At 67.6% G+C, this 26,094-nt stretch carries 22 protein-coding genes and 1 tRNA gene; 11 read left to right on the forward strand and 12 right to left on the reverse strand.

What is annotated here, in order from left to right; genetic code table 11:
* Nucleotides 1-24 precede the first annotated feature (24 nt).
* The 6 genes from QMX79_RS11200 to QMX79_RS11225 all read right to left on the reverse strand — a co-directional run bounded on the left by QMX79_RS11200 (nt 25) and on the right by QMX79_RS11225 (nt 7,353).
* Nucleotides 25-2,523, reverse strand: coding sequence for a DNA topoisomerase I (locus tag QMX79_RS11200; protein ID WP_282246824.1), 2,499 nt, complete (start codon nt 2,521-2,523; stop codon nt 25-27).
* Nucleotides 2,524-2,712: 189 nt separating this feature from the next.
* Entirely contained in the window at nt 2,713-3,621 is a 909-nt protein-coding gene (locus tag QMX79_RS11205) for an RDD family protein (protein WP_282246825.1), read from the reverse strand.
* Nucleotides 3,622-3,658: 37 nt separating this feature from the next.
* On the reverse strand, nt 3,659-4,450 hold the full coding sequence (locus QMX79_RS11210) for a pilin (protein WP_282246826.1): 792 nt from the start codon (nt 4,448-4,450) through the stop codon (nt 3,659-3,661).
* A gap of 39 nt (nt 4,451-4,489) precedes the next feature.
* Entirely contained in the window at nt 4,490-4,963 is a 474-nt protein-coding gene (locus QMX79_RS11215; RefSeq protein WP_068854172.1) for a DUF494 family protein, read from the reverse strand.
* A gap of 42 nt (nt 4,964-5,005) precedes the next feature.
* Entirely contained in the window at nt 5,006-6,145 is a 1,140-nt protein-coding gene (gene dprA / locus QMX79_RS11220) for a DNA-processing protein DprA (protein ID WP_282246827.1), read from the reverse strand.
* 74 nt (nt 6,146-6,219) lie between these two features.
* Complete coding sequence (locus QMX79_RS11225; protein ID WP_282246828.1) at nt 6,220-7,353, reverse strand: LysM peptidoglycan-binding domain-containing protein; 1,134 nt, start codon at nt 7,351-7,353, stop codon at nt 6,220-6,222.
* A 125-nt stretch (nt 7,354-7,478) separates the two neighbouring features.
* Here QMX79_RS11225 and def point away from each other — a divergent pair, with 125 nt between their 5' ends.
* From def to QMX79_RS11250, 5 genes are all read left to right on the forward strand, one after another.
* Nucleotides 7,479-7,991 carry a peptide deformylase gene (def, locus tag QMX79_RS11230; protein ID WP_282246829.1) on the forward strand — a complete coding sequence of 171 codons (513 nt, stop codon included), beginning with the start codon at nt 7,479-7,481 and terminating at the stop codon, nt 7,989-7,991.
* Nucleotides 7,992-8,065: 74 nt separating this feature from the next.
* Nucleotides 8,066-8,989, forward strand: a complete 924-nt coding sequence (gene fmt, locus QMX79_RS11235; protein WP_282246830.1) for a methionyl-tRNA formyltransferase — start codon at nt 8,066-8,068, stop codon at nt 8,987-8,989.
* A 1-nt stretch (nt 8,990) separates the two neighbouring features.
* A complete protein-coding gene (rsmB, locus tag QMX79_RS11240; protein ID WP_282246831.1) occupies nt 8,991-10,331 on the forward strand; it encodes a 16S rRNA (cytosine(967)-C(5))-methyltransferase RsmB in 1,341 nt (446 codons plus the stop codon).
* 24 nt (nt 10,332-10,355) lie between these two features.
* On the forward strand, nt 10,356-12,080 hold the full coding sequence (locus tag QMX79_RS11245) for a glycosyltransferase family 39 protein (RefSeq protein ID WP_282246832.1): 1,725 nt from the start codon (nt 10,356-10,358) through the stop codon (nt 12,078-12,080).
* Nucleotides 12,081-12,090: 10 nt separating this feature from the next.
* Nucleotides 12,091-13,461, forward strand: coding sequence for an O-antigen ligase family protein (locus QMX79_RS11250; protein WP_282246833.1), 1,371 nt, complete (start codon nt 12,091-12,093; stop codon nt 13,459-13,461).
* Here QMX79_RS11250 and QMX79_RS11255 read toward each other — a convergent pair.
* Together QMX79_RS11255 and QMX79_RS11260 are read right to left on the reverse strand one after the other, a co-directional pair.
* Nucleotides 13,434-14,555, reverse strand: coding sequence for a glycosyltransferase (locus tag QMX79_RS11255; protein ID WP_282246834.1), 1,122 nt, complete (start codon nt 14,553-14,555; stop codon nt 13,434-13,436). The two genes, QMX79_RS11250 and QMX79_RS11255, sit on opposite strands and share 28 nt — an antisense overlap.
* An 18-nt stretch (nt 14,556-14,573) precedes the next feature.
* Nucleotides 14,574-15,392, reverse strand: coding sequence for a glycosyltransferase family 2 protein (locus tag QMX79_RS11260; RefSeq protein ID WP_282246835.1), 819 nt, complete (start codon nt 15,390-15,392; stop codon nt 14,574-14,576).
* Here QMX79_RS11260 and QMX79_RS11265 point away from each other — a divergent pair.
* Entirely contained in the window at nt 15,391-16,449 is a 1,059-nt protein-coding gene (locus QMX79_RS11265; RefSeq protein ID WP_282246844.1) for a CDP-glycerol glycerophosphotransferase family protein, read from the forward strand. The two genes, QMX79_RS11260 and QMX79_RS11265, sit on opposite strands and share 2 nt — an antisense overlap.
* Before the next feature lie 3 nt (nt 16,450-16,452).
* On the opposite strand, the gene QMX79_RS11270 is transcribed toward QMX79_RS11265, so the two are convergent.
* From QMX79_RS11270 to QMX79_RS11285, 4 genes are all read right to left on the reverse strand, one after another.
* On the reverse strand, nt 16,453-17,982 hold the full coding sequence (locus QMX79_RS11270) for a PH domain-containing protein (RefSeq protein ID WP_282246836.1): 1,530 nt from the start codon (nt 17,980-17,982) through the stop codon (nt 16,453-16,455).
* Nucleotides 17,979-18,500 (reverse strand): PH domain-containing protein, encoded by a 522-nt coding sequence (locus QMX79_RS11275; protein WP_282246837.1) that lies wholly within the window; start codon nt 18,498-18,500, stop codon nt 17,979-17,981. Before QMX79_RS11275 ends, QMX79_RS11270 begins: the two co-directional genes overlap by 4 nt.
* A gap of 87 nt (nt 18,501-18,587) precedes the next feature.
* A complete protein-coding gene (ribA, locus tag QMX79_RS11280; protein WP_282246838.1) occupies nt 18,588-19,724 on the reverse strand; it encodes a GTP cyclohydrolase II RibA in 1,137 nt (378 codons plus the stop codon).
* Nucleotides 19,725-19,804: 80 nt separating this feature from the next.
* Complete coding sequence (locus tag QMX79_RS11285; RefSeq protein WP_282246839.1) at nt 19,805-20,722, reverse strand: lauroyl acyltransferase; 918 nt, start codon at nt 20,720-20,722, stop codon at nt 19,805-19,807.
* Between the two features lie 72 nt (nt 20,723-20,794).
* Between QMX79_RS11285 and dtd the strand changes: the two genes are divergently transcribed.
* The 5 genes from dtd to QMX79_RS11310 all read left to right on the forward strand — a co-directional run bounded on the left by dtd (nt 20,795) and on the right by QMX79_RS11310 (nt 26,003).
* Nucleotides 20,795-21,235 (forward strand): D-aminoacyl-tRNA deacylase, encoded by a 441-nt coding sequence (gene dtd, locus QMX79_RS11290; RefSeq protein ID WP_282246840.1) that lies wholly within the window; start codon nt 20,795-20,797, stop codon nt 21,233-21,235.
* 89 nt (nt 21,236-21,324) lie between these two features.
* Entirely contained in the window at nt 21,325-23,175 is a 1,851-nt protein-coding gene (gene rpoD, locus QMX79_RS11295) for an RNA polymerase sigma factor RpoD (RefSeq protein ID WP_282246841.1), read from the forward strand.
* 510 nt (nt 23,176-23,685) lie between these two features.
* Entirely contained in the window at nt 23,686-25,086 is a 1,401-nt protein-coding gene (gene yjjJ, locus QMX79_RS11300) for a type II toxin-antitoxin system HipA family toxin YjjJ (RefSeq protein ID WP_282246842.1), read from the forward strand.
* A gap of 66 nt (nt 25,087-25,152) precedes the next feature.
* Nucleotides 25,153-25,228 (forward strand) — tRNA-Ile (locus tag QMX79_RS11305).
* 295 nt (nt 25,229-25,523) lie between these two features.
* Nucleotides 25,524-26,003 carry a hypothetical protein gene (locus QMX79_RS11310; protein WP_282246843.1) on the forward strand — a complete coding sequence of 160 codons (480 nt, stop codon included), beginning with the start codon at nt 25,524-25,526 and terminating at the stop codon, nt 26,001-26,003.
* The last annotated feature ends 91 nt before the right edge of the window (nt 26,004-26,094 follow it).

Here is a 26,094-nt window from a genome sequence, read left to right on the forward strand (position 1 = left end):
ACCCACGGTCGGGCGCTACCGGCCTCAGGCCTTCTTGACAGCTTTCTTTGCCGCGGTCTTCTTCGTCGCGGCTTTTTTGGTGGCCGCCTTCTTGGCAGGCGCTTTCTTCGCAGCTGCCTTCTTGACGGCCGCCTTTTTCGCCGCCGGCTCCTTCTTCACTGCGGCTTTCTTTGCCGGCGCCTTCTTGGCCACGACCTTCTTGGCGGCCTTCTTGCCGAAGCCCTTGCGCACCGGCTTGCCGGTTTCTTCCATCAGCTGCTGCACTTCGGCCAGGGTCAACGAGGCCGGCTCGCGATCCTTCGGGATCTTGCCGTTCATCTTGCCGTCGCTCAGGTACGGGCCGAAACGGCCGTTCAGTACCTGGATCTCGCTGCCGTCGAATTCCTTGATGATCCGGTTGCGGGCGATCTCTTCCTTCTCTTCGATCAGGAACACCGCACGGGCCAGATCGATGGTGTAGGGGTCGTCTTCCTTCTTCAGCGAGGCGTAGGTGCTGCCGCGCTTGGCGAACGGGCCGAAGCGGCCGATGCCCACGCTGACGTCCTCGCCCTTGTCCTCACCCAGCGCGCGCGGCATCAGGAACAGCTCCAGCGCGTCTTCCAGGTTGATGGTGTGCATCGACTGGCCCGGGCGCAGCGAGGCGAACTTGGGCTTGTCCTCGGCGTCCTCGGCGGTGCTGCCGATGGCCGCGTAGGGCCCGAAACGGCCCAGCCGCACGCTGACCGGCTTGCCGGTCTTGGGGTCGGTGCCGAGCTCGCGCGCGCCACTGGCCTCGGCGCGATCGACCGATTCCTTCTTCTCTTCCACCAGCTGGTTGAAGGGTTCCCAGAAGCGGGCCATCAACGGAATCCAGTCTTCCTCGCCACGCGACACCGCATCGAGCTCGTCTTCGAGCTTGGCGGTGAAGTCGTAGTCCACGTACTGGGTGAAGTGGCTGGACAGGAACTTGGAGACCGCACGGCCCACGTCGGAGGGGCGGAAGCTGCGGCCTTCCATTTCCACGTACTTGCGGAACAGCAGGGTCTGGATGATCGACGAATAGGTCGACGGACGGCCGATGCCATATTCTTCCAGCGCCTTGACCAGCGCCGCTTCGGTGAAGCGGGGCGGCGGCTGGGTGAAGTGCTGTTCGGCCAGGATGCGTTCCAGCGGCACGCGGTCGCCGGGCTTCATCGCCGGCAGCTTGCGGCCTTCGTCGTCATCCTCGGCGCTCTTGTTGTCCTTGCCTTCCTCGTACACGGCCAGGAAGCCGGGCACCACCACGGTGGTGCCGCTGGCGCGGAACACATGTTCGCTGCCGGCCGACAGGTCCACGCTGACGGTGTTGAGCGTGGCCGGAATCATCTGGCTGGCCACCGCACGCTTCCAGATCAGCTCGTACAGCTTGCGCTCGTCGTCGGTGAGGTAGCGCGCCACCGATGCCGGGGTGCGCAGCGCGGCAGTGGGGCGCACTGCTTCGTGCGCTTCCTGGGCGTTCTTGGACTTGGTCTGGTAGGTGTTGGGCTTGTCCGGCAGGGCGGCAATGCCGTAATCACGGGCGATCACGTCGCGGATTTCGGCCAGCGCGTCCTGGGACAGGTTGACCGAGTCGGTACGCATGTACGAGATCAGGCCCACGGTGCCTTCGTCGCCGATCGCCACGCCTTCGTACAGCTTCTGCGCCACCTGCATGGTCTTGCGGGTGGTGAAGCCCAGCTTGCGCGAGGCCTCCTGCTGCAGCGTGGAGGTGGTGAACGGGGCAGCCGGGCGGCGCTTGCGCTCCTTGCTGGCCACGTCGGTGACGTGCAGGTTGCCCTGCGCGGCCTGCTGGATGCGCAGGCGCGCGGCCTCGGCGGTGTCGCCGTCGGTCACGGTGAACTGCTCGAACTTCTGGCCGTCCAGCTTGATCAGGCGGGCATTGAACGGCTGCGAAGGGTGCGCGCAGGCGGCATCGATGCTCCAGTACTCGCGGGCGATGAAGGCTTCGATCTCTTCCTCGCGCTCGACGATCATGCGCAGCGCCGGGCTCTGCACGCGGCCGGCGGACAGGCCGCGCTGGACCTTGCGCCACAGCACCGGGGACAGGTTGAAGCCGACCAGGTAATCCAGCGCGCGGCGCGCCTGCTGGGCATCGACCAGGTCGCTGGCGATGGCGCGCGGCTGGCTCATGGCCTCCTTGATCGCGCGCGGGGTGATCTCGGTGAAGACCACCCGCTGCATCGGCTTGTCCTTGACCAGCCCGCGTTCCTTCAGGATTTCGGCGATGTGCCAGCTGATGGCCTCACCCTCGCGATCCGGATCGGTCGCCAGGAAGATGTCGTCGGCGCCCTTGGCGGCCTTGGCGATCGCATCGACGTGCTTCTCGTTCTTCTCGATCAGGTCGTAGCGCATCGCGAAGTTGTTGTCGGGGTCGACCGCACCTTCCTTGGGGACCAGGTCGCGCACATGCCCATACGAGGCCAGGACGGTGAAGTCCTTGCCGAGGTATTTGTTGATCGTCTTGGCCTTGGCGGGCGATTCGACGATGAGCAGGTGCTTGGGCATGTCGTTGATTTCTGTGGGCAGCAGCCCGGGAGAGGGCGCTAGGGTGGAGCAAATGGCCGCATTAGTGAAGGGCAGCCGTCGAATTCCATATGCTGAACGCCCGGGTATGCGCCGGGCGTTCAGGTTTTGCGCCTGCTAGAGGAATCACGCCGGAGCCGCCCGTGTCAAGCGTCCGGGTGTGAGGGACGCTCAGGACATGGACGCGGCAAGGGCCCCGAAACCGAGGATCAGCAGGCCGATCATGGCCACCGCCATGATGCCGCTGATGACCAGGATCACGATGGTGACCGTGCCCAGCCCGCGCTCCTGGAACTCGGCGTTCTCGGTGAAGGCCCACTTGTCCACCACCAGCGTGTCGCACAGCATGTCGTGCAGCGCCTGCTTGCGTTGGGTGAAGGCGGCCATGATGAAGCCGATCATCAGGGTCAGGCTGCTCAGGATGAAGCCGAAGTAGCGGCCCACGCCGCGCATGAAGGTGATCCGCTCGCCATCGCTGCGCACCACCTTGATGCCCACGGCCATCTTGCCCAGGGTGGCGCCGCCACGCGAGGCGTGGAAGCCGGCGTAGTAACCGATGCCGATGACGAAACCGCCCAGCATGGCCACCATGCTCATCGCCAGGGCCAGGCTTTCGTTGCCGCTGGATGCGCCGATCAGGTTGAACACCACGCTGACCGGGAGGTTGATGATGCCGACCACGAACGAGTCCAGGAAGTACGCCGCGTAGCGCTTCCAGAACCCGGCGTAGACCACCTCGCCACCGCCCACCACGGCCGCGCCGTAGCCGCCGGTGGCCGCAGGCGCGGTATACGGCGAATAGGTGCCGCCGCCGGTGCCGGGCAGCGGCGCGGTGCCGTTGTCGATGGCGGTGTAATCCCCGCGCAGGTCGATGCCGCTGCCCAGGTTGCTGGCAGCGCTGGTCAGGTTCTGCAGCTGCAGCTCCTCGACCGCTTCGGACACCGGCTTCCACTGCGGGTAGCCTTCGCGCCACACCAGGGTGGTGAGGCTGATTTCACCGCGCTGGAAGCGCTGGCGCAGGTCTTCGACCAGCAACGGACCCTGGCGGTCCTGGCCGTCTGCGTAGTACCACTCAGTCATTGCGTGCTTCCCCTCTCATCCATAATTGAAGTGCTGCTCAACCGCGGCACTGCGCGGGGAGATATTTGGTGTCCAGATCGCTGCTGCAGGTCCACGCCTGGCTCTGCATGTCGTATTCGAACCACAGCATTTTGCCATCGAGTGCGCGCTTGCCCGGCACGGCGAACTCCATTTCGATGCCGCACTTGTCGTCGCCGATGCGACCGATACGCACCGCACCCACGTAGTCGCCCGCGTACGAGGTCGGGCTCTGGAAGCCATCGTCGCCGTTGACCGGGCAGCGCTCGGTGTCCATGGCGAACACGGTCACCTGGTTCTTCAGCTGCGACACGATGCCCACCGCATTGGCCACCCGGGCACGGTGCTGGTAATCGTTGTAGGCAGGAATCGCGATCGCGGCAAGGATGGCGATCACCACCAGGAACACAAGGCCGACGACCAGCCCGATGATCAGGCAACCGGAGGTCTTCTTCGGCGGCGGCGCGGCGCGCGGGTAGCTCGGCGCCGATGCATGTCCGGGCGTGGCGTATCCGGGCGCGGCGGGGCGGGGCGCCGGGGTGTCGAACCCGGGAATCCGCGGCGGGCTGGGTGCCACCGGCTCCAGCTGCGGGCCGTCCAGCGGGATGCCCGGTTCCACCGCCGGCGGCGGTGCGATCACCAGGCCGATCTCGTCGGCGACGCTGCGCAGGGGCTGCCATTGGGCCAGCCCGTCGCGCCATACCAGGGTATCCAGCGCGATGCGGCTGGACTGGTACAGCGCGATCAACTCTTCAGATGTCAGCGGACCCCGCTGCTGACGATTCCCTTCTGCATAGAACCACTGGCTCACTTTCCATTCCCCTGAATGCGCGAAGCATCCAGTGTACGGTCAGTGAAGGGGTTCCGGCTCGTCCACGAACATCTGGGTTTCCATCCAGGCATAGGCCGCCTCGGCGCCGGGCTGGTTGAACAGCACCATCAGCACTACCCACTTGAGGTCATCCAGGTCCAGCTCGTCCTGGTCCAGGGCCATGGCACGGTCCAGCACCAGCTCGCGCTGGTTGGCGTCCAGGATGCCGTGCTGCTCCAGGAACATCAGGAAGCCGCGGCCTTCCACATCGAGCTTGTCCAGCTCCGGGCCATGGAATATGCGCACGGGGCCATCGACGCGGGCCAGGGTCACGGCCGGGCGCTGCTCGGCCAGGGCGTCCAGCCAATCGAAGGCTTTATTGATTTCCGTGGGGCTGAAGCCGGCCTGTATCAGGCCGTTCTGGAGGGAGTCGCGGTCGCGGATGAGGTCCGCGTCTTCGCTGAAATAGTGTTCGAACAGGTACAGCAGGACATCCAGAATGCTCTCTTTCATTGCCCCTCGGCCTGCGTCAACGACGCTGTGGAGGTGAAGAAACTAGGGTTTTCGACAGTAGCGGCCATGGTTGGCGACCACCTTCCCATCCAGTTCCATGATCAGCAGCATGGCCGACAGCTGGTCCGCCGTCAATCCGCTGCGCTGGATCAATGAATCCATACCCGTTGGGTTTTCATCCAACACGTTCCACAAGCGCTGGTAGTCGGGGAGGGGGAAGGGGGAAGCGCTGCCAGGCGCTGACCGTGCCTGTTCAGTGGGGGCGTCCAGGCGCCAACGCAAGGCCTGGCCCAGGTTGGCCGCCGCCCCGGTCAGCCCGGCGACAACCTCGGCCGGGGTCTCCACCAGCTGGGCGCCATCGCGGATCAGCCGGTGGCAACCGCGGGCGCGCGGGTTGCGCACCGAGCCGGGCAGGGCGAACACCTCACGCCCGATCTCCGCGGCCAGGCGCGCGGTGATCAGGGCCCCGGAGCGGGCGGCCGCCTCGATCACCAGCGTGCCCAGGGTCAGCCCGGCCACGATCCGGTTGCGGGCCGGGAACTGGCCCGGGCGCGCCGCCGTGCCCGGCGGATACTCGCTGACCACCGCGCCGCGCTCGGCGATGCGCGCCTGCAGTGCCTCGTGCCGGGGCGGGTAGGTCAGGTCCAGCCCGGTGGCCACCACCGCCACGGTGCGCCCGCCGGGAACCTCCAGCGCGGCCTGGTGGGCCCGCGCATCGACCCCGGCGGCCAGCCCGCTGACCACGCCCAGGCCGCTGCGGGCCAGTGCGCCGGCGAACTCGGCGGCCAGCTCGGCACCAGTGGGCGACGGGGTGCGGCTGCCGACCACGGCCACCCCGGGGTGCCAGAGCGCGGCCGGGTCGCCGTGCACGAACAGGGCCAGCGGCGCCGGATCCAGCGGGCGCAGCAGCGTGGGGTAGTCCTCGGTTTCGATCGACAGCAGGTGCCGGCCGGGCAGCGACAGCCAGTGCAGGCCACGGGCGAGCGCATCGCGGTCGGGCAGCGCCAGCAGGGCCCGCTGTTCCGGGCTGCAGCCGGCGGCACGCCATGCCGCAGGGCCGGCGCGCAGGGCCTGGGCCGGGTCGGCGAAGCGGGCCAGCAGGGCGCGGCGGGGTGCCGGGGCGCCACCGGCAAGGACCAGGCGCAGCAGCGCCTCGGTGGAGCAGGGCAGGTCTTCGGGCATCCGCTCAGGCTAGCCCGCACACGACGACGGCGCCCTGGGGCGCCGTCGTGTTGTTGCGTCAGGTTTTCCCGCGGTTATTGCGCGTCGGGGTGCTTGGCCGAATAGCCGACCAGGACCGGCTTCACGCCCTGCATCACCAGCGCATAGCTGACCTTGTCGAAGGTGCGGAACACCATCGCGTGGGCAGCGTACTCATCGGGCAGGGAGACGCGCCCGGCACCGGAGGTGAGCGAGTCGTCCATGCGTGAAGAGCCCGGGTACTTCATGCGATGCGCCACATGCCGCCCCTGGCGCCACAGCGAGACCACGGTCCCGTTGTCGATGCCGTCGGCGCTGCCGGCCGAGATCGCGATGACATCGCGCGGACCGCCGGCCAGGTACATGTCGGTGACCGCCAGCACGCGGATGTCCAGGCCTTCGGTCTGGGCAGCGATGGCGTGCGGGAAGAACTGCAGGTCGTACGGGGTAGCTTCCACCGGCACCAGGCGGTCGCCGGCGCGCACTTCACGCCCGTCGGTCCGGCCCTGCAGCGTGATGGAGGTCACTTCCGACTTGCCGTCCGGCAGCTTCACCACCGTGCCCACGTTCAGCTGGGCCAGCTCGTAGCCCAGCATCTCGTTGCGCTTGCTCGGCGCGGCCACGAAGTTCTTCCACAGGTTGCCGCTGCCCGGGGTGACGTCCCCGTTGGCGGTCAGGTCCTCGGTCGGCTTGGGCAGCGAATAGCGCACGGTCGGTCGGACCACGGCCCAGCGCTGGCCCACCTGTGCCCCTTCCAGCCCCCGCACATAGGCGGTCTGGCCGGTGGTGGCGCGCAGGCGGTTGTCTTCCAGGGCAACCACGTAGGGCAACGAGTCGATCTCGTCCACCACGCTGAGCTGCTTCAGGAAGGGTTCGACCTGGCTGAGCGGGATCGCATTGATCGGCGCTTCCTGGCGCGGGCCGGGCTGGGCCACGACGCGGTCCAGGTAGGCCAGGCTCAGCACGTCACCTGGATAGATGAGGTGCGGGTTCTTGACCTGCGGGTTGGCTTGCCAGATTTCCGGCCACAACCACGGCTTTTTAAGGAAGCGCGCGGAAATGTCCCACAAGGTATCGCCCTTCTGGACGACGTAGGTTTCCGGGTGCCCGCCATTCACTTCAACGGCGGTAGCATAGGTAGCGACGGTCAGCATCGCGACGGCGACGACCGTACGAGTTCTTTCAAACATAGGTGTGGTGCCTGATTCCCCAACAGGTTCGAGCACTATAGTCCAGAAACCGGGGCGCAAGGCAAGCGTTGGCGATAGAATTGCGACGTACGCCGCTTTAAGGGCGCCCCCAAACGGTATTTGCCATGGCTATCCTGCCCATTCTCGAGTTCCCGGACCCGCGCCTGCGCACCAAGGCTGCGCTGATCGACGCCGCCGAAGTGACCACCCCGGCCTTCCAGGAACTGATCGACAACATGTTCCAGACCATGTACGAGGCCCCCGGCATCGGCCTGGCCGCGTCCCAGGTGGACGTCCACAAGCGCTTCATGGTCATCGACGTCAGCGAAGAGAAGGACACCCCCCGGGTGTTCATCAACCCGGAGATCGTGGCCAGCGAAGGCGGCCAGGTCTACCAGGAAGGCTGCCTGTCGGTGCCCGGCATCTTTGCCGACGTGACCCGCGCCGACACCATCACCGTGCGCTTCCTGGACCGCCAGGGCGTGGCCCAGGAGCTGAGCACCGACGGCCTGCTGGCCGTGTGCGTGCAGCACGAGATGGACCACCTGGACGGCAAGCTGTTCATTGATTACCTGTCTCCGCTCAAGCGCGAGATGGTCCGCAAGAAGCTGGCCAAGTCGCGCAAGCACGTTGCCTGACCTGGCCACGCCGCCCGACCGGTTGTTCGGCGCCGTGCCCCGGCGCCGTTTTTCTTTCTGCAAGTGGGAACGCCATGAAGATTGTCTTTGCCGGAACGCCTGAGTTCGCCGTCGCCTCGCTGCGTGCCGCCGCGCGCCACCAGGAGGTGGTGGGCGTGTACACCCAGCCGGACCGCCCGGCCGGCCGTGGCCGTGGGCTGATGCCCTCGCCGGTGAAGCTGGAGGCGATCGCCCGTGGCATTCCCGTGTTCCAGCCCGAGTCGCTCAAGACCGCCGAGGCCCAGCAGCAGCTGCGCGACCTGCAGCCGGACCTGCTGGTGGTGGTGGCCTACGGGTTGATCCTGCCCAAGGCGGTGCTGGCCATTCCGACCCACGGCTGCTGGAACGTGCATGCCTCGCTGCTGCCGCGCTGGCGCGGTGCCGCGCCGATCCAGCGCGCCATCCAGGCCGGCGATGCCGAAACCGGCGTGTGCCTGATGCAGATGGAAGCCGGGCTGGACACCGGTCCGGTGCTGCTGCGCCAGCACACCCCGATCCAGGCCGGTGAACTGGGCGGTTCGCTGCACGACCGCCTGGCCGAACTGGGCGCGCAGGTGCTGTCCGATGGCCTGGGCCTGCTGCGCGCCGGCCTCAAGCCGATCGCCCAGCCGCAGCCGGAGCAGGGCGTGACCTACGCGCACAAGCTGGACAAGGCCGAAGCGCGGCTGGACTGGTCGCAGGATGCGCAGGTGCTGGAGCGCACCGTGCGCGCCTTCAACCCGTGGCCGATCGCCGAAGCCCAGCTGGCCGGCGAGCGCGTGCGCATCCACGGCGCGGTGGCGCTGGCCGACAACCAGGGCAAGGCCCCGGGCACCCTGCTGGCGGCCGGCCGTGACGGCATCGACATCGCCTGTGGCCAGGGCGCCCTGCGCCTGCGCGTACTGCAGCGGGAGGGGGGCAAGGCGATCACCGCCGCCGACTACCTCAATGCCCGCCGCGACCTGGCCGTGGGCAGCTGAGATGGCCCAGCCCCGCCAGAACACACCGTCCCCCGCACTGTCCGGCCTGGCCCCGGGCGTACCCACCCGCGTGCTCGCCGCCCGCGTGCTGGCCCAGGTGATCGGCCGTGGCCGCTCGCTCAAGGCCGAACTGGCCACCGCGCTGCCCAGCCTGGACGACAGCCGCGACCGCGCCTTGCTGGAAGCCCTGTGCTTTGCCGTGCTGCGCCGGCGCACCGCCTATGACGCCGCGCTGGCGGCATGGATGCAACGCCCGCTGGGCGTGCGCGAGGACGAACTGCGCGCGCTGCTGCTGGTCGGCTTCGCCCAGCTCGATGCGCTTGAGCTGCCGGCACATGCCGCACTCTCGGCCACCGTCGATGCCGCCCGCGCGCTGGGCAAGGAGCGCCAGGCCGGGATGGTCAATGCCCTGCTGCGCCGCGCCCAGCGTGATGGCATTCCGCCGCTGCCGGCGCGCGAGGCCTTCCCGCAGTGGATGGCCGAGCAGATCGAACAGGACTGGCCCGAGCAGGCCGACGACATCTTCACTGCCAGCCTGCAGCCGGCCCCGTTGTGGTTGCGGGTCAACCGCCAGCACGGCAACCGCGAGGCGATGCTGGAGCGGCTGGAAGCGGCCGGTATCGCCGCCGAGGCCAGTGAGCTGGGCAGCGATGCGATCCGCCTGCCGGTTCCGGTGGCCGTTTCGGCATTGCCCGGTTTTGCCGATGGCGCGCTGTCGGTGCAGGACCTGTCGGCGCAGCAGGTAGCCGACGCGCTGGCCGTGCCCAAGGGCGCGCGTGTGCTCGATGCCTGCGCCGCCCCGGGCGGCAAGTCGGCGCACCTGCTCGAGCGCGACCCCAGCCTGCGCCTGCTGGCGCTGGACATCGATGCACGCCGGCTCAAGCGCATCAGCGAAACCTTCGCGCGCACCGGGGTGGGCGAACACGCCCAGGTACGCGCCGCCGATGCCACCGACCCGGCCAGCTGGTGGGACGGGCAGCCGTTCGACGTGATCCTGCTGGATGCCCCGTGTTCGGCCACCGGCATCATCCGCCGCCAGCCCGACGTGCTGCTGCACCGCCGCGCCACCGACATCCCGGCGCTGGTCGCGCTGCAGGCGCGCCTGCTGGATGCCTGCTTCGGCATGCTCGCTCCGGGCGGCACCCTGCTGTACGCGACATGCTCGATCCTGCGCGACGAAAACCAGTTCCAGATCGAAGCCTTCCTGCAGCGCACCCGCGGCGCGGGATTCCTGCCACTGGGTGACGCTTACGGTCACGATTCCTGGGCCGGGCGCCAGCGCCTGCCCGGCGAACACGGTGCTGACGGCTTCTTCTACGCGCGTCTGCTAAAGAAGGGGTAATACGGCACCGTTAGAATCGCGCCCATGCTGAAAACACGCGAATCCCGGGAGTTCTGGTTGCTTGCCCTGATGGCCCTGCTGGTGCTGGGGGCGGGGCTGGGCATGCGCGACCCGTGGCCCTCGGACGAGCCGCGCTTTGCGCTGGTGGCCAAGCAGATGGTGCTGAGCGGGGATTGGCTGTTCCCGCACCGGGGTACCGAGCTGTACTCGGACAAGCCGCCGATGTTGATGTGGCTGCAGGCCGCGCTGTACACCGTGCTGCGCGACTGGCGGGTGGCGTTCCTGCTGCCCACCCTGTTGGCCGCGCTGGGTACGCTGGCCCTCGTGTACGACCTGGGCCGCCGGCTGTGGACCCGCAAGGTCGGCCTGTATGCCGCCTGGGCGCTGCTGTTCGCCGTGCACTTCACCTTCCAGGCCAAGAAGGCCCAGATTGACCCGCTGGTGGTGTTCTTCATCACCCTGGCCAACTACGGCCTGCTGCGCCACCTGCTGTGCGGGCCCGCGTGGCGCTGGTGGTGGCTGGGCTGGTTCGCCGCCGGGCTGGGGGTGATCACCAAGGGCGTGGGCGTGCTGGCGCTGCTGATGCTGGTGCCGGCGCTGGCCGCCGTGGCCATGGGCTGGCCGCGGGTACGGCTGGACCTGCGCGACGGGCGGTTCTGGGTAGGGCCGCTGGCCTTCCTGGCCGCCATTGCGCTGTGGCTGGTGCCGATGGTGATGGCCGCGACCGCCAGCGGCGCGGCTGAGTACCGCGCTTACATGGACGACATCCTGTTCCGGCAGACCGCCAAGCGCTACGCGCAGTCCTGGGACCACCACCAGCCGTGGTGGTACTTCCTGGCCACCATGCCCTCGATGTGGATTCCCGCGTTCCTGCTGGTGCCATGGGCGATTCCGGCCTGGTGGCGGCGCCTGCGCCGGCGTGACCCGCGCTACCTGCTGCTGCTGGGCTGGTGGCTGCTGATCGTGCTGTTCTTCTCCATTCCGCATGGCAAGCGCGATGTCTACATCCTGCCGGCGCTGCCGATGTTCTGCCTGGCGCTGGCGCCGTTGCTGCCGGGGCTGCTGCGCCGGCGTGACGTGCAATGGGTGCTGGGCGGGTTCGCCGCGCTGCTGACGGTGGCGCTGCTGGGCGTGGGCGTGGCGATGCTGGGTGGCGAGCCTAGCTTCGAGCGCAAACTGATCCATGAGCGCGGGATCGATGCTTCGGTGACCGCCGCGCTGGGCTGGATCGGCATCGCCCTGGGCAGCTGGGGCGTGGTCAGCCTGGTCTTCAGTGGGCGGCGCCGATTTCACCTGGCGGTGATCTCGATCCTGGCCATGGCCTGGGTGGCCTACGGGTTGGTGGGCTACCCGCTGTTCAATGATTCCAGTTCCGCGCGCGGTCTGATGCGCCAGGCGGGCGAACGGATCGGCCCTGATGCGGAGCTGGGCCTGGTCGGCTGGAAAGAGCAGAACCTGCTCATGTCCGACCGCCCGGTACGCACCTTTGGCTTCAAGCGACGCTGGTACCACCAGTTGCAGGACGGCAGGGCATGGCAGGCGCAGGCGCCTGGGCAGCGCTGGCTGCTGGTACAGCAAGCGGCACTGCTGGATTGCGTGGACCGGTCACAGGCCGAGCGGGTAGGCGTGGCCAACCGGCGTGGCTGGTGGCTGGTGCCGGCCCATGCCTTTGTCGGGCCCTGCCAGCCCAGCGCGGTGGACCTGGCCCGGATCCGCCTGGAGCAGGGCAAGGAAGACGGCGAAGACTAGCCGCACGCTCATGGATCATTCCCGACCGATCAGCGACAATGCCGACCGCTCCGCCCGAACCGCATTGAACGTGACCCACGCGCTTTCCCGTCCTGCCGGCGTCAACCCTGTCCTGGCATGGGTATTCACGGTGGCGCTTGGTCTTTCGCCGGTGCTGTTGATGTCGACGATGGATGGCGGCAGCGCGGGCTATTACGGGTTGGTGCTGCTCAGCTTCATCACCCTGGCCTGGGTGCGCCGCCCTGCCGTGGGCAGTACCTGGTGCGACAACCGCCGCGAGTACCTGTGGATGGTGCTGGGCATGGCGGTGATGCTGGTGGGTGTGCTGGTCAGCCTGGGCGTGCATGGCATCTGGAAAGGGTCGGAGGTCGAGAAGGCCGTGCGCCTGCTGACCGTGGGCCTGATCCTGGCCGCACTGCTGCGCATGCCGCGCCATATCCTGGCGCATGCGGCGTTCGGCCTGCTCGGCGGCATCTGGTATGCGGTGATCAACGTGGCCTGGCTGGTGCTGAGCACCGGGGCGCGGCCGCAGACCCGGCAGTTCAATGCGGTCACCTACGGCGACCTGACCCTGCTGTTCTCGGTCATTTCCTTCCTGCTGCTGGGCCTGCGGATCACCCGTTTCCGCCGCACCGAGTTCGCGCTGAAGCTGGTAACCGGCATCGCCGGCATCGGGGCCTTCCTGGCCACCCAGACCCGTGGCGGGCTGCTGGCCATTCCGTTCTTCCTGTTCATCGCCCTGCTGGTCCAGGGGCGGCGCATGAACCGTTTCAAGGTCCTGGCCGCTGCCCTGCTGCTGGGCGTGGCCGGCATCATCGTGGCCAGCGACGCCTCCATGCGTGAGCGCATCCACCTGGGGGTGAGCGAGTTCGACCAGTGCCAGGTGGCGCACCTGTCCGATACGTCGGTGTGCATCCGCCTGCAGCTGTGGAGCGCGGCCGGGCACATGATCCGCAGCGAGCCGGTGTTTGGCATCGGCGGCGGCGACCGCTTCCGCGAAGAGCTGGCGCAGCTGGCCGAGGCCAAGCAGGTCACCCCCACGGTGGCGCGCGACTTCGGTGAAACCCACAACGACCTGCTGTACTTCCTGGCCACCTATGGCGTGCTGGGCGGGTTGGGCCTGGTGCTGCTGTACATCGCGCCGGGCTGGGTGTTCGCCAAGCGCCTGCGGCTGGGCGTGACCGACCGGCCGACCCGCCTGTTCGCGGGTGCGGGCCTGATGATCTGCGTGGGCTTTGCGGTGTTCGGCCTCACCGAAATGATGTTCCGCGACATGCGCACCGCCTCGTTCTACGCCACCTGGATCGCCTTCTTCCTGGCCCTGTCCGACCCCCTGCGCCTGCGCGGTGACGCTCAACCCCCGCGCAACACCGCTTCGTAAGAAGCCTCAGTCAAGCCACTGAAGGTCTCCAACCCGAACGCCTCGGCCGCATGCTCGCGCGCGGCCTGCCCGATCCGGGCCAGCTCGCCACGCTGCTCGTACAGCGCCACCACCTGCGCGGCGATGGCCGCCACGTTCCGCACCGGCACGATCCAGCCGTTGTGCCCATGCGTGATGTTCTCAGGCAAACCGGCGTAATCGCTGACCATCACCGGCTTGCCCATCGCCATCATTTCGCGGCAGGCAAACGAGATGGTTTCCACATCGTAGGACAACACGAAGCCCGCATCGCCGCTGGCCACGAACGGGCGGATGTCTTCCAGCAGCCCGGCAAAATGCACCTGCCCGGCCATGCCGAGCTGTTCCACCTCGGCGACCAGGCGCGGGTCCGGTTCGCGCCCGGCCATGGCCATGTGCACCTTGCCGCGCAGCGGCTCGGGCAGGGTGGCGATGGCGCGGGCCAGGTCGATCCAGCCCTTGTGGTTATCGGTGCCGGCATTGCTTACCAGGACCAGCGCGTCGGGATCGCGCGTCCAGCGCGCGCGCAGCGCGGCGCCCTCGGCAGGCGGGACCGGCGAGAACCGCTGCAGGTCCACGCCATTGCGCACCACATCGATTGGACAGCGCCGGTAGGGGCTGTCCAGCAGCATCTGCCGGGTGTGTTCGGACACGGCGATCACCCGGTCGGTGCCCCAGCGCGCGCGGACGGTATTGCCGAAGGTGTTGCTCGATTTGCTGTTGTGCTTGGTGAATACCAGCTTGGGCCGTTTCGGCAGCCCCGCCACTGCCTCCATCGCCACACGATGATCGCGCGCGCCGTTGGCGTGCACGATGTCGATGGCGTGCTCGCGGATCAGCCCGCGCAGGGAGCGCAGGTCCGCCCATTGCCGCCCCAGCGTGGCCAGGCCGCTGCTGAAGGCGATCTCCACCGGTTCGGCAATGCGCTCCTGGCGCACCACGCGCAGAACGCGGCTGCCGGCCGGGGCGGCCATGAACAGCTGGTGGCGCGGCGACAGCGCCCGGGCCAGCGAGGCCAGGTACGTGGTGTGCCCACCGCCGTCACCGGCGTGGAAGTTGGTATACAGGATCTTCATGGAGGCCTTGGGTGAATGTCAGGGGGCGTCGCCGCGCCGGGGCGGGTCGCTGACCGGCTGCCCGTGCTGCAGCATCCACAGCATGATGGTCTTCTGGCGCACGTAGTTGGCGCGCACGTAGGCATACACCAGCCCATGCCAGCCATCGCGGAAACCGCCGCGCAGCAGCAGCCCCCGCCAGAACCGCCACGCCGGGGCCAGCACCAGCTTGGCCAGCGTGGCCCGCTTGCCGCGGGCGAATTCGTGCTCGGCCATCATCCGCGCATAGCGCTGGGTCTTGGCCAGCTGCTGCTCCAGCGAACGGTAGGGGTAGTGGATGAGATCGCCGCGCAGGGTACCCACGCTGCCATCGACACTGGCGGCTTCGTGGATCTCGCGGTTGCCGCGCCAGCCGCCGTGGCGGCGGTCGAACAGCCGCAGCACCCGGTCCGGGTAGGCATTGCCGTGGCGCAGGAACCTGCCGAAGTACTCGGACAGGCGGGCGGACCGGTAGCCGTGGTGGCCTGCAAAGCCACCGGCCTGGGCGGCCTGGATGGCCGCGCGCAGGGCATCGCTGATGCGCTCGTCGGCATCCAGGCACAGCACCCAGTCGTGGGTGGCCTGCGCCACGCAGAACGCCTTCTGGCTGCGGAAGCCATCGAACGGCCGTTGCAGCACCGTCGCCCCAGCGGCGGTGGCGATGGCGACGGTCGCATCCGTGGAATACGAGTCCACGACGATCACCTCATCGCAGAAGGCCAGCGAAGCCAGGCAATCGCCGATGCGGTCGGCTTCATTGAACGCGATAATGCAGGCCGAGATGCGAGGCCGTTCAACGGGAGCGGTCGTGGAGGACATGATGGCCGAGTACCTGCTGTTTGCGACGGAGCGCTATGCGCTGCCTATTCTCGCCCCGTTGGCCCAGGCGTTGCACGCTTCCGGTCAATCGGTGTCGGCGTGGTTCGCCGACGGGGCGGCTGGGGCCAGCCTGCCGGGCGTGCCCAACGTCGGCCTGCAGCAGGCGCTGGCGCTGCGCCCGCGCGCGGTGTTCAGCGCGGCCAACTGGGTGCCGCCGTTCATCGCCGGGGCCAAGGTGCAGGTCTTCCACGGCTTCAACGTGCAGAAGCGCGACAGCGCCCGTGGCCACTTCCGCGTGCGCGGGTTGTTCGACCTGTACTGCACGCAGGGCCCGGCCACCACCACCCCGTTCCGCGAGCTGGCCGCGCGCGAGGGCCACTTCGCCGTGGCCGAAACCGGCTGGCCCAAGCTGGACCCGCTGTTCCTGGACGACGGCGGCGCCAGCGCGGCGCTGCGCGCGCCGGCGAAGGGGCGGCCGGTGATCCTGTTCGGCTCCACCTTCACCGAGCGCCTGAGCGCGGCGCCGCACCTTTACGAGCAGATCGCCGCCGACATCGCCCGGGGCGAGCACTACTGGCTGTTGACCCTGCATCCCAAATGCCCGCCGGAACTGTTCGCCCGCTACCGCGCGCTGGCCGGTACCAACGCCGCCTTCATCGAACCGGAGCAGGTGATGGCCGCGCAGCGCGCCGCCGACGTGCTGGTGTCGGATACGTCGTCGATCGTGTCCGAGTTCGTGGTGCAGCACAAACCGGTGGTGACCTTCCGCAACCGCGTGCCGCAGCCGCACATGATCGACTTCGACGATCCGGCCCAGCTGCCGGCGATGCTGGCACGCGCGCTGCACCCGGAGCCGGCGTTGATGGCGGAGATCCGCCGTTATGCCGATGACATCCACCCGTGGCGTGATGGGCGTTCCAGCGAGCGCGTCATCGCCGCCACCGAGGATTTCCTGGCCGGCGAGATGGGCACCTTGAAGCGCAAGCCCTTCGGCGCCTGGACACGCGGCCTGCAGATCCGCAAGGACCTTGGCTATTGGGGTCCTTCCAAGCGGTGACGGTTAGCGGTCCGGGCGACGCTTCACGAACGCAGCATTGAGCTGCTCGAACACCGCCCGCGCCTCGGCCTCCGGCAGGTACCGCAGGCACAGCGCGATGCTGCCGCTGGCCCCCGCGGTATCCAGCCACACACTGGACGTTCCCAGCCACCGGTCCAGCGGCGACCGGTCCAGACGCAGCGCCTGCAGCTTGTCCAGCTCGGCAAACCGCCACCAGCGCTGCCACCAGCCGCCGCGCACGGCCACGTAGCCCGCATCCAGGTGGTACCCCATGCGCGCCACCGTGAGGTACGCGCGCAGCGCCGACCACGGCAGCCACGCCAGCACCAGTGCGCCCCACGGCCCCACCTCCCACACCGCACCCACCGCAAGCAGCGGCACGATCACCAGCGCCCGCAGGCACAACCGCCACCAGCCGCGCTGCGGCACGTGCCGCCACTGCGCCGGTGGCCACTGCAGTTGCGGCAGCAGGTGCTGCACCAGCGCGTTGCATGCCTCGGGCGTTGCCAGCGGCGCCAGCTCCCGCAGGTCGCGGCGTTCGCCATCGGTTGAAACACCCGCAGCGATATCGATGCGCAGGTGGCGTCGCTTGAACCAGCGCTGCAGCGCGGTTTCGCGCAGGGTCCAGGCCTGGATCCGCCGGCGCGCCACGCTGGTGCGCATGCGCGTGAGCAGCCCGCTGGCCACGGTGAGGCGGCGCTCGTGTTCGGTCAGCCGGAAGCCGTGGTAGCGCAGCAGCGCCAATGCCACCGAGAACACCCGCAGCAGGACCCAGAATCCGACCACCATCACCGCCGCCGCCACCACCCAGACCCAGGTCGCCGGGTGCAGGGTGCTGGCATAGCCGAACGCCTGGCGGCCGCCGTGTTCAATGGCGTCGTCGACCGCGCCGCGCGGGAACAGCTGGTACGCCGCACCGATCGCGGCCAGCACCACCACCCAGCCGCGATTGGACAGCAGCCCGACGCGCACCACATCCGCCGTACCCAGCTGCAGCAGTACATCTTCGGCAGGCGCGGCGGTGGTTTCCGCAGCCGACGCTTCGCCGCTGGCCACCTGCTGCTGCCCGCGCTGGCGCACCAGCTGCTCCAGCGCCAGTGCCTGGGTCAGCTTCAGTACGCGCATTTCCGCTTCCGGACGCGTGCCGCCGGCCGATTCCAGGCGCAGCTCGGCCACCCCGAACAGCCGGTGCAGCGGGTTCTGGTGCACCACCACGTTGTGGATGCGCGCGAACGGAATCTCGCGCCGGTTGCGTGAAATCACCCCGCTGCGCACGCTGATCGCATCGCGCCCGATCCGGTAATGGAAGGTGAGGTACTGCAGGATGGACACCGCCACCAGCACCACGATCACCACCAGCGCGGCCAGGTTGGACCACATGTCCTCGCTGTCGCTGTCGCCCCGGCCGCTGAACACTACCAGCGCCACCAGCGGCAGCAGGAACTGGCGCAGCTGCATCAGCAGCACGAACAGCCACGACCACGGATGCAGGCGCTGGTCGGGGGCGTCGTCGTCAGCCAGGGGCGTGCTCACAAGGCGTCGTCGTCCTGGTCCAGCTGGTGGCCCAGCGCATCGCGCAGGTGCTCGGCATCGGCCTGGTCCAGCCCGGCCAGCGATACCGCACTGAAGCGGCTGCCGGCGGTGTGCACCACCAGGGTGGACAGCCGCGCGGTACGTTCGATCGGGCCACGGCGCAGGTCCAGGTGCTGCACGCGCGACAGCGGAACCCGGGTTTCCAGCTGCCACATCAGGTCACGGCGCACGCCCAGCCCCTGCGCATCCAGCCGCCACCAGGTGCGGCGCTGCCGGCGGAAACCGAAGAAGCCGCCGATCAGCGCACCGGGCAGCAGCATGGCCGGCCCCGCGATCCAGCGCATCGGCATGTCGAACACCACCCACAGCGTGCCGAGCACGCCGCCGATGAGGATCGCTCCGGTGATGGCACCGGCCACGCCGGCGATGGTGGCCGCGCGCAGCGGCAGCGGCTGCCACGTGCCCTGGTCGGGCAGCGGTGGCGGGGTCGGCAACGGGGCAGGGGACGGGTCGGACAAGGCAGGCGCTCGGCAGGAGGAAACATGCCGGGCGTCCACGTCAGGTCGGCTGCGCCCGTCGCGCAGACGGTAGCAGGTTGGCGCGTGCTATTGCGCGGCCTGGATCAGCGCGTCCACATCCAGCAGGTGGCCGGCGCGTTCGGCCTTGGTGCGCAGGTAGTGCTCGTTCTCGGCGGTGATGTCGCCGGTCACCGGCACGCAGTCCACCACCTCGATCCCCGCATGGCGAAGGCGCTGGGCCTTGGTCGGATTGTTGCTGAGCAACTGCACGCGCTGTACGCCCAGGCCCTGCAGCATCGCCACCGCGCTGCCATAGCGGCGCTCGTCGGCACCAAAGCCCAGCTGCGCATCGGCATCGATCGTGTCCAGCCCATCGTGCTGGTAGCCGTAGGCGCGCATCTTGGCGGCAATGCCGGTGCCGCGGCCTTCCTGGTCCAGGTACAGCAACACGCCGCCGCCCAGTTCCTTCAGCTTGCGCAGCCCGCGCCGCAGCTGGTCGCCGCAGTCGCACTTGAGCGAGCCGAACAGGTCGCCGGTCAGGCACGAGGAATGCACGCGCACCGGCACCACCCCGGCAAGGTCGGGGGTGCCCACGATGATCGCCACCTGGTCGCGCTGGGCCACGCCGCCGCGGAACACCGCAAACTCGGTCATGCCGACCTCGCGCAGCGGCACCGGCGAACGCGCCACCAGCTCGTAGGCATGGGCGGCCTGTTCGGCGCCCTGGGCCAGGTCGCACAGCGATACCTGCGCGCAGCTGTCGAAGCGGGCATCGCCCGGGGCCAGCAGCACCCCGACCATGGCCGGCAGCAGCAGGCCCAGCCGGGCGATTTCCACCGCGCCCTCATCCAGTGCCTGCCCGGCGGTCCAGCCAGCCGGCATCGGCTCGGCATCGCGCAGGTAGCTCAGCGAGGGCAGGGCATCGAAGTCGACCCCGGCCAGCGGCACCCGCGCGCCGTCTTCGGCGGCCACGCCCAGCACCCGCGCGCGGGTGGCGGTCAGGAACAGGTAATGCTGCCCGGCGGCCACCCCGGCAAAGGCGGTGTAGCTGCTGCGCGTACTGCTGTCCAGGGCGATGAAGGCCAGGCGCTGGCCGTGGCCGTCATCGATCACCACCGGGCGGCCGGCACGCAGTTCGGCCACCGCGCGCTCGCAGCGGATCGCGGCCGGATCGCCGAACGGGGAAGAAGCAACTGGGGACATGGCAGGGGCCGTGGGGGACATCGTGGTTTCACAGTGGGGTCGGAAGGCGCCGATTCAATCGTGGCCGGTGCGACGCAGCGTCGCGCTCGGTGCGGCGGTCCTCAGTGAGGGTGTTTCTCGGTGGCGTACGGGTCCACTTCGTCGCTGTGCGGCGGGCGCAGCGTGTAACGCTTGTAAGTCCACTGGTACTGGGCCGGATCGCGGCGGGCAATCGCCTCGATCCCGGCATTGAGCGCACTGGCGGCCGTGCGTGGGTCAGGATCGGCCACCGCGGCGTCAGCCGGCGTGATGTGCAGGGCGAACTGCATGCCCGGCCCGGTGCGCTCGCACCACCCGTACAGCACGGTGGCCCCGGTGCGCTCGGCCAGCCGGTTGACCAGGGTCATGGTCAGCGCTTCCACCCCGAAGAACGGGGCGAACACGCCATCGCCGGCCTTGGGCTGCTGGTCCGGCAGGATGCCGGTGGCACCCCCGTCCTTGAGCACCTTGAACAGCTGGCGTACCGCCGGCCCTTCGGCCCGGACCTGCTGCACGTTGCTGCCGCCCCGGACCAGCTGCAGGAATTCGTCGCCCACCGCTTCCTCGGGGGCCTTGTAGACGATGGCGATCGGCCCGCGCGAGGCCAGCCACTGGTTGAGCAGCTCCCAGTTGCCGTAGTGCGGGGCGGCCACGATCACGCCCTTGCCGCTGGCCAGGGCGGCGTCGTACAGCGCCTCGCCATGGCGTTCGGTAAGCAGGGCCAGGTTCTGGTCGCGCGGCCGGGTCCACAGGCGCAGGGTTTCCACCGCCTGCAGCGCGGTGGAGCGCAGCACCGCCTTGTGGAGCGCGGCGCGGTCCTGGGCCGACAGCTCGGGGTAGGCCAGTTCCAGGTTGCGCCGGGTCACCCGGCTCTCGCGGGCGTTCAGGGCAATCCAGAGCCCGGCCAGCGCATGGGCGAAGCCGCGCAGCCAGGACCAGGGCAGGCGGGTGAACAAGGCAGCGGCGCGGTAGGCCAGGCGGGCGGTGGTTTGCGGTTTCATCGGGGCAAAGTCTAGCCGGTGCGCGCGCCCAACCCCTAAGGTAGGGCGCTTGTTCACTCCGGAATGCCCCCAATGCTCGTCCTCATCCAGCGCGTTACCCAGGCCAGCGTCAGCGTGGACCAGGCCGTGGTCGGCCAGATCGGCCCGGGCCTGCTGGCCCTGGTGGGCATGGAGCCGGGCGATACGGAGGCCCAGATCCGGCGGATGGCCGATCGCCTGCTTGGTTACCGTGTGTTTGCAGATGAGAGCGGGAAAATGAACCGATCCCTGGGGGAGACAGGGGGCGGCCTGCTGCTGGTGAGCCAGTTCACCCTCGCGGCAGACACGGCCAGCGGGATGCGCCCGGGCTTCAGTACCGCCGCGCCGCCTGACGAGGCTGAACGTGGATTCAACAGATTGGTGGAGATCTGTCGTCAAAAACACGTTTCAGGGGTGGAAACCGGTCAGTTTGGCGCCCATATGGTTGTCAGCCTGATCAACGATGGTCCGGTGACCTTCCTGCTCAGACCCTGACCCCGGGACCACCGCCCGGGCCCGAGGGGCGCTGGGCTGGTATAATGCTAGGTTCTATTCCCTATCCCTGCCGGTGGCGCGAGCACTACATGGCCAACGAACGTCCTGCCCAGCAAAACGACATCAAGCTTCTGATCAGCAAGGGCCTGGAACAGGGCTACCTGACCTACGCCGAAGTCAATGACCACCTGCCCGACGACATTGTCGACCCGGAGCAGATCGAAGACATCATCGGCATGATCAACGGCATGGGCATTGATGTCCATGAAGTGGCACCCGATGCCGAAACCCTGCTGCTCAACGACGGCAACACCGGTAACCGCGAAGTCGATGACACCGCGGCCGAAGAAGCTGCCGCTGCACTGAGCGCACTCGACACCGAAGGTGGCCGCACCACCGACCCGGTGCGCATGTACATGCGCGAAATGGGTACCGTGGAGCTGCTGACCCGCGAAGGCGAAATCGCCATCGCCAAGCGCATCGAAGAAGGCCTGGGCCAGGTCCAGGCCGCACTCGGCACCTTCCCGGTGTCGGTGGAATCGCTGCTGGCCGATTACGAAGCACACAAGGAAGGCAAGAAGCGCCTGGCCGAAGTGATCGTCGGCTTCAACGACCTGGTGGAAGAAGTGCCGGCCCCGGTCGTGGCTGAAGACACCAGCGACGACGCTGATGCCGATGCCGACGAAGACGAAGACGACGGCGACGACGTTGAAGAAGAAGCCGGCCCGACCGGTCCGGACCCGGAAGAAGTTGCCCGCCGCATGGGCGAGCTGGCTGCCGCCTACGCTGCCTTCAAGAAGGCAGCCACCAAGGCCGACCGCAAGCCGCTGACCAAGCTGCGCGACGACATGGCCGCCGTGTTCGTCACCCTGAAGCTGCCGTTGCCGCTGACCGACGTGCTGGTCAAGCAGCTGCGCGACGTGATGGCCGACATCAAGGGCCACGAGCGCCGCGTGCTGAACCTGGCCACCGTGACCGCCCGCATGCCGCGCAAGGATTTCATCCGTTCGTGGGAAGGCAATCAGACCAACCTGGAGTGGGTGGAAGACGCACTGAAGCGCAAGCAGAAGTGGTCGTCGGCGCTGCGTGACGTCAAGGACCAGATCATTGCCGAACAGCAGTCCACCATCGACATCGAGAAGAACACCTCGCTGGAGCTGGAAGAGCTGAAGGAAATCAGCCGGGCCATGGCCTACGGCGAAGCCAAGGCGCGCAAGGCCAAGAAGGAAATGGTCGAAGCCAACCTGCGCCTGGTGATCTCCATCGCCAAGAAGTACACCAACCGCGGCCTGCAGTTCCTCGACCTGATCCAGGAAGGCAACATCGGCCTGATGAAGGCCGTGGACAAGTTCGAATACCGCCGCGGCTACAAGTTCTCCACGTATGCGACCTGGTGGATCCGCCAGGCCATCACCCGTTCGATCGCCGACCAGGCGCGCACCATCCGTATTCCGGTGCACATGATCGAAACGATCAACAAGTTGAACCGCATTTCCCGCCAGATGCTCCAGCAGTACGGCCGCGAGGCCACGCCGGAGGAGCTGGCCAAGGAAATGGACATGCCGGAAGACAAGATCCGCAAGGTGATGAAGATCGCCAAGGAGCCGATCTCGATGGAAACCCCGATCGGCGACGACGAGGATTCCCATCTGGGCGACTTCATCGAGGACACCAACGTGGAGTCCCCGATCGAGAACACCACCAACATCAACCTGTCCGAAACCGTGCGTGACGTGCTGGCTGGCCTCACCCCGAGGGAAGCCAAGGTGCTGCGCATGCGCTTCGGCATCGACATGAACACCGACCACACCCTCGAGGAAGTGGGCAAGCAGTTCGACGTCACCCGCGAGCGCATCCGCCAGATCGAAGCCAAGGCGCTGCGCAAGCTGCGCCACCCGAGCCGCTCCGAGCAGCTGCGCAGCTTCCTGGACATCGATTGATCTCCAGGAAGTCGCGTAAATGAAAAACCCCGCTTCGGCGGGGTTTTTTCTTGGGCTGCCGCAATCGGTGACCGAACGGGCTCCCGCATCGCGCCGGCGCACCGCGCCGGACGCGGGCACGCGGGGGTAGGGTCGGTTCCCAAACGACCGCCGACCTCGCCCATCGGCACGGTAACGCATGACCCCAACCGAAGATGGCTTGGAGTGTGGCATTCCGCGTCAAGGAGCGCCGGCGGAGGGTCGTCGGGGATGAAAGGCCGTAGTGTCCAAGATCTGTATGCAAGAACTTTTGCATTTCTAGAACGCCGGATCTGTAGAGGCTAACAACTGGCGACCTTCCGCTATCAAGGTCTAAATTGCGTAACATTATTAGTGATTGTATATGCCCCAATTGTGGCAGAACCAGCAGGAATCCCTTAACTTTCCATATGTTGAGGTTGGATTGATTTGCCTGCTCACAATCCCTGATGTATATATGCGTAACATAACTAGTAACATATATGGCTCCGCATGCCCCGTACCCGCACCCATCACGTACAGGACCTGCTCGACCGGCTGCCCGCCGGCCAGGCGGTTACAGCTGCGGACCTCACAGAAGGCCTGGGCGTCACGCGCATGACCCTGAGCAGGCTCGTAGCTGAGGCCGGCGACCGTGTCGTGCGGTTGGGTCGCAGCCGCGCTACGGCTTATGCCGCCCGCCAGGTCACCACCGCCGGTAGCGAATGGCCGCTGTATCGACTCCGTGCAGACGCGAGCCTCGAAGAGCTCGGAAGCGTCATCGCGCTTACCGGCGACACGTTCCACGTACAGGCGCACCCCCCACGCCCTAACCTGACGCGCCCACCAGAAGGCGACGTTGACGGGCACTTCCCGGGCCTGCCGTGGTTTCTCGACGACCTTCGTCCCCAAGGCTTTCTGGGTCGCACATTCGCCCATCGCCGCGCGCGCGATCTTGGGGTCCCCGCGGATCTGGTTCGCTGGCAGCTTGGCGACACTCTGCAGGCCATCGTGCGAGCTGGAGGTACTCAAATCGGTGACCTGATCCTGGGCGGTGATTCGGTCGAAGCTGCGCTGGCTGCATTGGACAATCCACCCGATCACATCGCCGCCCAAGCGCGCGAAACAGGGTATCCGGAGCGCGCTGTAGCGGCTCTGGAGGGCGAGGAAGTAGGCTCCTCCCCGGGCGGCGAGCAGCCAAAGTTCACTGCTACTGTCGAGCATGATGGGCAGCGCCATGCCGTTCTAGTGAAGTTTGCCCGGGCAGACGCGGGCGAAGCCGCCGAACGCTGGGCCGACCTGCTCGTATGCGAACACCTAGCCCTGCAATGCCTCCGAGAAGCAGGAATCCAAGCCGCCGCTTCGGAGCTTATCCAGACCAGCGAGTACACCTTCCTGGAGGTGCAGCGATTCGACCGCACCCCAAACCTGCTGGGCCGGCTAGGCTTCGTTTCGCTGATGTCCCTGTCTTCTGCCTTCGTGGGTGACGTAACCGCAGACTGGGGGAGCGTGGGCGAGCAGCTCCAAGCATTGGGCTGGGTAATGCCAGAAACCGCAACCCGAATGGCGCAGCTCCACGCCTTCGGGCGCCTGATCGGCAACAGCGACATGCACCAGGGCAATCTCGGATTCCGACTCGCGGATCGAGGTCCGTTACAGCTGGTTCCCACTTACGACATGCTACCCATGTCGCTGGCACCCTCTCGCACCGGAGTTCTCCGTCCTGCCGCGCCGTTAGGGGCTATTGCGCCAGAGCGCGCGGGCCAGCTGGCCCAGCTGCAATGGGCGGCCCCGCTCGCGGCGGAGTACTGGCAGAGCGTTGCGGCGTCCCCAATGATTCGCTCCAATGCCCTGCGCGAACTGGCCGCTCACAACGCCCAGCGAGTCAAGGCACTGGCGCAACGCTTCGGTTGAGGCGCTCTCCCTGGGCGGCCCAGTAGCAAGCCCCGCTTCGCCTCCACTACACTGTGCAACCGCGCAGGGCCTATAGCTCAACGGTTAGAGCAGAGGACTCATAATCCTTTGGTTCCAGGTTCGAATCCTGGTGGGCCCACCACAGTGGCGGCGAACACGGCATGCCTCGACTGCATCCGCGTACCCCGTGGAGAGCGGTGGCAAGCACATGTCGCGAAAGGCCAGCGACGCCGGTACACACTTCACATTTCTTGGATGCCGCTGATACCCCGCGCACAGATCGATGTCCGCAGCGTTGACGCGCCGCACTCTCAAGAATAAGGATGGCATCGTCACCGCAGTATCGGCGGCCGGGATTTGCAGCCCGAAAAGCGAGGCGCATCAGCGCCCAGCCCGTTGCAGGGCGCTGGATCTCAATTCAACTGAGGAATCCCGCCATGTCGTCCGAAAACCTGACCGCGCCTACGCGCACATCCGTCGACTTCACCCACTACTTCGGCCAGATCGCCGATACCCTGGAGTGGGGGAGCTCCACCTGGATTACGCTCGAAGAGCACCTGACAGCGAACGACACGCCGTTCGAGTCGCTTACGCTCAGCGATGTCATCGGTGCCATTCACGCCACCCGCGGCGCACACCCTCACGCACCCGGTACCTTGGTCAATCGGTTGATCGGCGTAGACGATGTATCCAGGAAGGATCTGTTCCGGGTCATCCGCGAGCTGCTGCGCATCTACGATCTGCGCATTGTGGAACTGCTGGCACTGATCGACATCCTGGAGCACTGCCCGGGAACCGTGGAAGACCTGACCATCAGGAACCTGCTGGCGTTGATCTCCGTCGTGGATGTCTCTAACGCGTCTCTAACGCCTGCGGCTGTTACGGAGGCCACCAAGGCGGCTGCGGCGGTGCACTAGCCGCTGCGGGCCGCGTCGAGAGTCGCCGGGCCCCCCGGCCGGGCCTGCCGGGGTTTGGGGGAGACGCCCGTGACCAGAACGGGTGCCCACC

This window comes from Stenotrophomonas sp. PS02300 (assembly GCF_029959395.1).
GTDB classification, from domain to species: domain Bacteria; phylum Pseudomonadota; class Gammaproteobacteria; order Xanthomonadales; family Xanthomonadaceae; genus Stenotrophomonas; species Stenotrophomonas maltophilia_AD.